This window comes from Pseudomonas sp. R-28-1W-6 (assembly GCF_009799925.1).
Lineage (GTDB): Bacteria > Pseudomonadota > Gammaproteobacteria > Pseudomonadales > Pseudomonadaceae > Aquipseudomonas.
Window position 1 is genome coordinate 159,200 of the sequence record NZ_WELK01000007.1, and the last position, 6,846, is coordinate 166,045.

At 68.2% G+C, this 6,846-nt stretch carries 6 protein-coding genes; 4 read left to right on the forward strand and 2 right to left on the reverse strand.

All coding sequences use genetic code 11. From position 1 onward, the window contains the following. Positions 1 to 37 precede the first annotated feature (37 nt). A complete protein-coding gene (locus F3I62_RS14520; protein ID WP_160490349.1) occupies positions 38 to 1,060 on the forward strand; it encodes an alpha/beta fold hydrolase in 1,023 nt (340 codons plus the stop codon). Positions 1,061 to 1,192: 132 nt separating this feature from the next. Here the strand turns inward: F3I62_RS14520 and glpD are convergent, their stop codons facing one another. Next, complete coding sequence (gene glpD, locus F3I62_RS14525) at positions 1,193 to 2,728, reverse strand: glycerol-3-phosphate dehydrogenase (RefSeq protein ID WP_160490363.1); 1,536 nt, start codon at positions 2,726 to 2,728, stop codon at positions 1,193 to 1,195. Between the two features lie 180 nt (positions 2,729 to 2,908). Then, a complete protein-coding gene (locus F3I62_RS14530; RefSeq protein ID WP_160490350.1) occupies positions 2,909 to 3,667 on the reverse strand; it encodes a DeoR/GlpR family DNA-binding transcription regulator in 759 nt (252 codons plus the stop codon). A gap of 179 nt (positions 3,668 to 3,846) precedes the next feature. Between F3I62_RS14530 and ybaK the strand changes: the two genes are divergently transcribed. The 3 genes from ybaK to F3I62_RS14545 all read left to right on the forward strand — a co-directional run bounded on the left by ybaK (position 3,847) and on the right by F3I62_RS14545 (position 6,711). Beyond that, positions 3,847 to 4,317, forward strand: a complete 471-nt coding sequence (ybaK, locus tag F3I62_RS14535; RefSeq protein WP_160490351.1) for a Cys-tRNA(Pro) deacylase — start codon at positions 3,847 to 3,849, stop codon at positions 4,315 to 4,317. Positions 4,318 to 4,395: 78 nt separating this feature from the next. Next, entirely contained in the window at positions 4,396 to 5,883 is a 1,488-nt protein-coding gene (glpK, locus tag F3I62_RS14540; RefSeq protein ID WP_160490352.1) for a glycerol kinase GlpK, read from the forward strand. Positions 5,884 to 5,931: 48 nt separating this feature from the next. After that, positions 5,932 to 6,711: an ABC transporter substrate-binding protein gene (locus F3I62_RS14545; protein ID WP_160490353.1), complete on the forward strand. Its 780-nt coding sequence runs from the start codon at positions 5,932 to 5,934 to the stop codon at positions 6,709 to 6,711. Positions 6,712 to 6,846 lie beyond the last annotated feature (135 nt).

The following is a 6,846-nucleotide window of genomic DNA, read 5'->3' on the forward strand; positions in this document are numbered from 1 at the left end:
TCGCGCTTCACTGGGGTTCTGCGTGTTGGTGTTGGCTATGCGTGTCTGGCTGTTTGTTCTCTTGTTCCTGTGTGCTGCACCGTCGTGGGCGGCTTCCCGTTGCGATGTGCGGTCGCCGGTCGCCATGGCCCGCGTCGGCGAGGTGCGCCTGGCCTACCAGAGCATCGGCCGCGACAGCGATCCGGCCCTGCTGCTGCTGATGGGGCTGGGCGGGCAGCTGATCCACTGGCCGGACGAGGTGGTGGAACGCCTGTGCGGCCAGGGCTTTCGGGTGATCCGTTTCGACAATCGCGATGTCGGCCTGTCCACCTGGCTGGGCGAGCCGCCGAGCGCCAACCTGGCCTACGGCCTGCTGAGCTATCGCCTGGGGCTGGGCGTCAGTGCACCCTACAGCCTGCGTGACATGGCCGGCGACAGCCTGGGGCTGATGGATGCCCTGGGCATCCAGCGCTTCCATCTGCTCGGTGCGAGCATGGGCGGGATGATCGCCCAGCACATGGCTGACCTGGCGCCGCAGCGGGTGGAAAGCCTGACCCTGCTGATGACCAGCTCCGGCGCGCCGGGCCTGCCGGAACCGCAGGCGGCGCTGCTGCAGCTGCTGGCCCAGCGCGAGGCGGCGGATCGCGAGGCGGCGATCAACCAGCAGGCGGCCCTGCTCGCGGCCCTCGGCAGCCCGCGGCTCGATGCCAACCTGGCGGGCCTGCGCCGTGAGGCGGCGCGTTCCTATGATCGCGCCTTCAACCCGGCCGGTGTGCAGCGGCAGATCCTCGCGATCCTCGCCGAGCCGAGCCGGGTCGAGCTGCTCAATCGCCTGCGCGTGCCGACCCTGGTGGTGCACGGCACGGCCGACCCGTTGCTGCCGGTGATGCACGGTGTGCATGTGGCGGCACATATAAAGGATAGCGAGCTGAAGCTGATTCCCGGCCTGGCCCATCGTTTCCAGTCGGCGTTCAGGGAGCCCTTGCTGGCGGCGGTGCTGCCGCACCTGCGCGCCCACCGTCTGGATGGTCAGCACTGGGCGCAACTGAGTGCTACGGGGCAGGCGGCGCCGCATCTGTAAGCACGGTGCCGGCGTGGTTGCGGCGGCTTATTGCTTGCGGCGAGGTGGCCCTCGTGGAGGGGCGCCGTGCACACCGGGGGTAATCTAGGCTTGCGGGTGCCCATGGCGCACCCTACACAGGCCTTACCGGGGCTAGACCGCTTTGGCGCTGGCCGGCTGCAGGCTCTGTGAGTCGCTCAGGTAGCTCTTCAGCTTGGCCTGCTGGCCCGGGGTCATGAACAACCCCAGCTTGGTCCGCCGCCAGAGGATGTCCTCGGCATCCATCGCCCATTCCTCGCGGCGCAGGTAGTCCACTTCGCGGGCATACAGGCCGGCGCCGAAGTGCTCGCCCAGTTCGCTCTGCTGCTCGATTCCCTCGACGATGCGCCAGCTGCGGCTGCCGTAGGTGCTGGCCCAGCGCCGGGCGAGCTCCGGCGGCAGCCAGCCGCAACGGGCGCAGAGCTGTTCCACCAGGGCTTCGCGGCTGTCCATGTGCTCGCCGCCGGGCAGCGGCGCGCCTGCCGTCCAGGCCGGGCGCAGGCGCGGGAAGTAGGGCGCCAGCTGGCTCATGGCCGATTCGGCCAGCTTGCGGTAGGTGGTCAGCTTGCCGCCGAACACCGACAGCAGCGGCGCCTCGCCCGGCGTGCCGGACAGCGCCAGGGTGTAGTCGCGGGTGATGGCCGAGGGTTGGTCTGACTCGTCGTCGCACAGCGGGCGCACGCCGGAGAAGCTGTGCAGGATATCGCTGCGTTGCAGTTGCTTGCGGAAGTGGGCGTTGACCACCTGCAGCAGGTAGTCGGTTTCCTCGTCGCTGATCCGCACCTGGGCCGGGTCGCCCCGGTATTCGCGGTCGGTGGTGCCGATCAGGCTGAAGCGCTCCAGCCAGGGGATGACGAAGACGATGCGCTGGTCTTCGTTCTGCAGGATATAGGCCTGTTCGCCGTCATGCAGGCGCGGCACGACGATATGGCTGCCCTGGATCAGGCGGATGCTGTAGGGCGACTGCTGCTTGAGGTCGTCCTGGATGAACCGCGCGACCCAGGGGCCGGCGGCGTTGACCAGGGCGCGCGCGCGCAGGGAGAACAGGCTGCCGTCGCTGCGTTCCAGGTGCAGGTGCCACAGGCCCTTGCTGCGCCGGGCGCTGACGCAGCGGGTGCGGGTGTGGATATGCGCCTGGTGCTCGCGCGCGGCCATGGCGTTGAGCACCACCAGGCGGGCGTCGTCGACCCAGCAGTCGGAGTATTCGAAGCCGCGGCCGATTTCTGCCTTGAGCGGGCTGCCTGCGCCGAAACGCACGCCGCGCGAGCCCGGCAGCTTCTCGCGCTTGCCCAGGTGGTCGTAGAGGAACAGGCCGGCGCGGATCATCCAGGCCGGGCGCAGGTGCGGGCGGTGCGGCAGGATGAAGCGCAGCGGTTTGACGATGTGCGGCGCCTTGGCCAACAGCACTTCGCGCTCGGCCAGGGCCTCGCGCACCAGGCGGAACTCGTAATGTTCGAGGTAGCGCAGGCCGCCGTGGATCAGTTTGCTGCTGGCCGAGGAGGTGTGGCTGGCCAGGTCGTCGCGTTCGCAGAGGAATACCGACAGCCCGCGCCCGGCGGCGTCGGCGGCGATGCCGGTGCCGTTGATGCCGCCGCCGACCACGGCCAGGTCGTAGATTTCGGCGATGGGCTGGGTCTGGCTGTTGGGCATGGCGAAGGCACCGGAAAGTTTTAAAGTGAACAATTAAATGTTCGTTTCCGAAAGTATGCTAGTCGAAGACAGTCGCCGACGCCAGCCTTGGGTCGGACTTTGTGCCGGGTGGTCGGGGCCTGCTGGCTGTCGGCAGCGGCCGGTGCTGGCGAAGGAATGCGCTGCGGCGGCGTGCCAAGGTCAGACGATATGCAGCTGGATCTTCTGCTCGCCGAGCAGGCGGGCGATGGCGGCCGGCGGCGGGGCGTCGGTGAACACCTGGTCGACCAGGCCCAGCGAGCCCAGGCGCACCACGGCGTTGCGCCCGAACTTGCTGGAGTCGGCAGCCAGCAGCACCTGGCGCGCGTTGTCGATGATGGCCTGGGACACCCGCACTTCCTGGTAGTCGAAGTCGAGCAGGCTGCCGTCCTCGTCGATGCCGCTGATGCCGACCAAGGCGAAGTCGACCCTGAACTGCTGGATGAAATCCACCGCACTCTGGCCGACCACGCCGCCGTCGGCGCGCACCGTGCCGCCTGCCACCAGCACCTCGAAGTCGGCCTTGGCGCTGAGCTGGGCGGCGACGTGCAGGTTGTTGGTGATCACCTTGAGGTGCTTGTGGCCGAGCAGGGCGCGGGCGATGGCTTCGGTGGTGGTGCCGATGTTGATGAACAGCGAGGCATGGTCGGGAATCTGCGCGGCGATGGCTTCGGCGATGCGCTGCTTCTCCTCGCGCATCTGCCCGGCGCGCATGGCGTAGGCGGTGTTCTGGATGCTCGAGGCCTCGCTCGCCGCGCCGCCGTGGGTGCGCCGCAGCAGGCCCTGTTCGGCCAGCTGGTTGATGTCGCGGCGGATGGTCTGCGGGGTGACGGCGAAGGCCTGGGCCAGTTCGTCGATACTCACGTAGCCACGTTCGCGGGCGCGATCCAATATGCTTTGCTGGCGGGGAGGGAGGCTCATGGGCGATCCTTTCTGGGCGACGGGGCAGTATAACGGGGAGCTGCCGGTCGGTAACTTTTATGGTCTGCCATCCATGGCGACCACCCTGCGGGCCGTCGCGTCGCGACGTTAAAAACTGCTCCGGGCAGTTTTTTCGGCTATGGTACGCGCAAATCGTCACTCTATTTTCACATTCGAACATGACTCCAGCCATCGATCTGTTGAAAAAGGCCAAGGCCGAGCACCGGGTGCACAGTTACACCCATGACCCCAAGGCACCGTCCTACGGCCTGGAGGCGGCGGAAAAGCTCGGCCTCGATCCGGCGCGCGTATTCAAGACCCTGCTCGCCGCCAGCGAGAAGGGCGAGTTGCTGGTGGCGGTGGTGCCGGTGGCCGGCAGCCTCGACCTCAAGGCCCTGGCCCAGGCCGCCGGGGTGAAGAAGGCCGACATGGCCGACCCGCAGGTCGCGCAGCGCGCCACCGGCTACCTGGTCGGCGGGATCAGCCCGCTGGGGCAGAAGAAGCGTTTGCGCACCTTCATCGACGAGTCGGCCAGGCTGCATCCGACCATCCATGTCAGCGCCGGGCGCCGGGGGCTCGAAGTGGAACTGAGCGCCGCAGTATTGGCCGAGCATACCCGGGGGCAGTTCGCTGCCATCGGCCGGCAATAGTTCATCGGTGCGTACGGCGCACCCTGCGCCAAGGTGCATCGCACACGGCAGCAACCCATAACAACAAGGAAACCACGCATGTCCCATTACCTGCTGGCCATTGACCAGGGCACCACCAGTTCCCGCGCCATCGTCTTCAGTGCCCAGGGCCTGCCGCTGGCGCGCGCCCAGCAGGAGTTCAAGCAGTATTTCCCCAAGGACGGCTGGGTCGAGCACGATGCCGAGGAGATCTGGCTGACCACCCTCAAGGTCTGCCGCGAGGCCCTGGCCAAGGAGGGCCTGCAGGCCCAGGACATCCGCGCCATCGGCATCACCAACCAGCGCGAGACCACCATCGTCTGGGACGCCGCCACGGGCACGCCGATCCATCCGGCCATCGTCTGGCAGGACCGGCGCACCGCCGACTACTGCGCCGAGCTGAAGGATGCCGGGCACGAGGCGCAGGTGGCGGCCAAGACCGGCCTGCTGATCGACCCGTACTTCTCCGCGACCAAGCTGCGCTGGATCCTCGACAACGTGCCGGGCGCCCGCGAACGGGCCGAACGCGGCGAGCTGCGCTTCGGCACGGTGGACTGCTTCCTGCTGTGGCGCCTGACCGCTGGCCGCTCGCACCGGACCGATGCCAGCAACGCCTCGCGCACCCTGCTGTTCAATATCCACAGCCAGCAGTGGGACGAGGGGCTGCTGGCCCTGTTCGACATCCCGCGCAGCCTGCTGCCGGAGGTGCTGGATTGCGCCGCCGACTTCGGCACCTGCGCGCCCGAGCTGCTCGGTGCGCCGATTGCGGTGCTGGGCATGGCCGGCGACCAGCAGGCGGCGCTGATCGGCCAGGCCTGCTTCCAGCCCGGCATGGTCAAGAGCACCTACGGCACCGGCTGCTTCATGATCCAGAACACCGGCCCGCACCCGCTGGTGTCGCGCAGCCGCCTGCTGACCACCGTTGCCTACCGCCTGAATGGCCAGGTCAGCTATGCCGTGGAAGGCAGCATCTTCGTTGCCGGCGCTGCGGTGCAGTGGCTGCGCGACGGCATCAAGCTGATCAGCGATGCCCGCGACAGCGAGGCGCTGGCCGAGCAGACCGGCGATGCCTGCGGCGTGTACCTGGTGCCGGCCTTCACCGGCCTCGGCGCGCCATACTGGGACCCCAAGGCGCGCGGGGCGATCTTCGGCCTGACCCGCGACACCGGGATCAAGGAGATCGTCACCGCCGGCCTGCAGTCGGTGTGCTACCAGACCCGCGACCTGCTCGAAGCCATGCGCCAGGACGGCACGGTCGAGCCCAGCGCGTTGCGGGTGGACGGCGGCATGGTGGTCAACAACTGGGTCATGCAGTTCCTCGCCGATATCCTCGGCGTGCCGGTGGAGCGCCCGGAAGTCACCGAAACCACGGCGCTCGGCGTGGCCTACCTGGCCGGCCTGCAGGCCGGGTTGTATGGCAGCCTGGAGGAGATCGCCAGCCACTGGCACCGCCAGCGCCGCTTCGAGCCGCGCATGGCCGCCGAGCACCGGGCCAAGCTCTACCATGGCTGGCTGGATGCGGTGAAAAGGGTGCGCAGCGAAGGCTGAGGGTGGTAAAACTGCCGGCAGTCCTGTGCTGTACTGATGAGTGGCCGCATGCCGTTGCTGACTTGCCTGTCGATTCCGAGAGGGTTGCTGCTGGCGCTCGCCGTCCTGGCCGGCGGCGTGCGGGCCGAGACCCTGGTGATCGCGGCGGACATCTGGTGCCCGGTCAACTGCGAGCCGGGCTCGGCGCGGCCGGGGATCTTCGTCGAGCTGGCGCAGGAGATCTTCGCCGAAGCCGGCATCGACGTGCACTACCGGGCGCTCAACTGGGCGCGGGTCCTGCAGGAGGTGCGCCGTGGCGAGCTGAATGCGGCCATCGGCGCCGGGGTCGAGGATGCCCCGGACTTCCTCTTCACCGCCACCCCGGTGGCGCTGTCGCGCAACTGTTTCTTTACCCGCGCGGATTCCACCTGGCGCTTCGGCGGGCTCGCCTCCCTGGCGCAGCAGCGCCTGGGGGTGATCAACGACTACAGCTACGGCGATGAATTGAATGGCTATATCGCCAGCCATCGCCGCGACAGCCAGCGTATCCAGATTGCCGCGGGCGATAAGGCGATGGAGCTGAACCTGGCCAAGCTCGAACGCGCGCGCCTGGACGTGGTGCTGGAAAACAGCTGGGTGATGCAGGCCGCGCTGGCCCGCCAGGGCAAGCGCGGCACGCTGCGCGAGGCCGGCTGCCGCAGCCCGGACATGCCGATCTACCTGGCCTTTTCCCCGGCGCTGCCTTCCAGCGCGCGCTATGTGGAGCTCTTCGAGCAGGGCCTGCGACGCTACAAGGCCAATGGCCGCCTGCAGGCCCTGCTCGATGCCTATGGCGTCGGCCAGCCCTAGGGCGCGCCGTGCGCACGGATCGTCTGGGCGAGTCCTTTTCTCCGGGTATGGCTCAGGAGTCCTGCTGCATCACCTGCTCATAGGCGCTGGTCAGGTCGTTCATCTGCCAGAGCAGGGTCTCGGTGGTGGTGGTGA